The organism is Aromatoleum sp. (genome assembly GCF_036675785.1).
Classification (GTDB): domain Bacteria; phylum Pseudomonadota; class Gammaproteobacteria; order Burkholderiales; family Rhodocyclaceae; genus Aromatoleum.
In genome coordinates this window covers 1-1,913 of the sequence record NZ_JAKFEF010000044.1, presented here as the reverse complement: position 1 = coordinate 1,913, position 1,913 = coordinate 1, and the positions used below count along the sequence as shown (strand labels likewise).

The 1,913-nt window shown below is 69.8% G+C and carries 1 protein-coding gene and 1 pseudogene; one reads left to right on the top strand and one right to left on the bottom strand.

All coding sequences use genetic code 11. The annotated features are described in order from the left end of the window. A partial coding sequence (locus tag V6M37_RS10425; RefSeq protein ID WP_332672981.1) for a sigma-54-dependent Fis family transcriptional regulator occupies positions 1-918 on the bottom strand: 918 nt, incomplete at its 3' end. A 341-nt stretch (positions 919-1,259) separates the two neighbouring features. Here V6M37_RS10425 and adh point away from each other — a divergent pair. Then, a pseudogene (gene adh, locus V6M37_RS10420) lies at positions 1,260-1,913 on the top strand (aldehyde dehydrogenase); the annotation flags it as partial.

Below are 1,913 nucleotides of genomic sequence, written 5' to 3'. Positions count from 1 at the left end.
GGGGGCCGGCCGCGCGCCCCCGCCGTCGCCGTGGCGCGGTCGCCTGCGCCCGGCGCGAGCGATGAACGTGCGCCCGAGGGCGCCCTGCAACGTGAACGGGACGTTCCCGTCCTGCGCGGCGCGGTCGAGCAGGCCCGACCACGGCGTGGCGAAGCAGGCTTCGTAGGTCGCGGACGGCCGGTCGACCGGAAGGTCGAGCCACAGGCGCGCCCTGCGGTTGCTCGCGACGAGCGCGCCGCCCTCGTCGAAAATCGCCACCGCGTGCAGCGGGTCCGCGAGCGCGTCGCGCCCGGTGTGGAAATGCAGCGTCAGGAAGCCTTCGTCGAAGGATTCGAGCAGGCGGTACTCGATCAACTCGGCTGTCGTGCACAGCAATGCGCGGGCGTGGGCGAGGTTCTCGCGCGCGTCGGACGACACGTCGAGAATCCCGAGGATCCCCCCCGCAGGCGCGAGGATCGGCGTCGCGACGCAGGTGAGGATGCGGTTGCGTTCGAGGTAGTGCTGCCCGCCCTGCACCGTCGTGACCGTTCCCGTCTGCAGCGCGGTGCCGATGGCGTTGGTCCCCATGCGGGCCTCGGTCCAGTCGACGCCGGGGCGCAGCGCGACCGTGTTGGCGCGGTCGAGAAACTCGGTCTGCCCGAGCGCGCTCAGGATCATCCCGTCGCGGTCGGCGAGGATCACCGTCGACGAAGCGCTGCCGATCGTCCGGTACAGCCCCTCGATCATCGGCCGCGACAACGCCAGCAGGCGGTCGTTCGCCGCGAGCCGGTCGGCCAGTTCGCCGCGGGCGAGCGCGCTGTCGTCGAGCGGCGCATCCGGCCTCAGCCCCTGCCCGCGGCTGCGCTCCCACGAAGCGGCCAGCGTCTGCGGCAGCGAAAGCGGCGAAGGCGGAGAAGGGGGCGAAGGGGCTTGCGTCATGCGGACGCGTCAAGCAGGAACCATTCCGTACCACTTCGACCCGCATATCGTCGCGCGCGACCCCGTGCGCCAGCGGCTTGCGCGCGTCCTGCCGACGCACAGCCCCATTTGTGCCGGCCGGCGCAGTGTCTCGTTTCGGCGCAGATGTGTCCTTCTTGAGCGGCGCAGCGCGAGGCAGTCGCTCAGCCCGGCGGATATGCGACGAGCACCTCTTCGGCCCGGAAACCCGCGCAGTGTCCGGAACCTCGACTCGCCCGGAAGAAGCGACGCCGTGCTGGCACGCGGCGTGCGGACGGTCCTGCGACGCAAGAGCGTTTTCAACAAACACAGGAGACAGGTCGATGATCTACGAGATGCCGGGCACGCCGGGTGCCAAGTACCAGTTCAAATCGCGCTACGACAATTTCATCGGCGGCAAGTGGGTCGCGCCGGTGCGCGGCCAGTATTTCGACAACGTCACGCCGATCAGCGGCAAGCCGTTCTGCCAGGTGGCGCGCTCGACCGCGGAAGACATCGAGCTCGCGCTCGACGCCGCGCACGCCGCCGCCGACAAGTGGGGCCGCACCTCGGCCGCCGACCGCGCAAACATCCTGCTGAAGATCGCCGACCGGCTCGAAGCCAACGTCGAACTGCTCGCCTACGTCGAGACGGTCGACAACGGCAAGGCGATCCGCGAGACCCTCAACGCCGACATCCCGCTGGCGGTCGACCACTTCCGCTACTTCGCCGGTTGCCTGCGCGCGCAGGAAGGCGGCATCAGCGAGATCGACGAAACCACGGTCGCGTACCACTTCCACGAGCCGCTCGGCGTCGTCGGCCAAATCATCCCGTGGAACTTCCCGATCCTGATGGCCGCATGGAAGCTCGCGCCCGCGATCGGCGCCGGCAACTGCGTCGTGCTGAAGCCGGCCGAATCGACGCCGGTCAGCATCCTCGTGCTGGTCGAGCTGATCGCCGACCTGCTGCCGCCGGGCGTGCTCAACGTCGTCAATGGC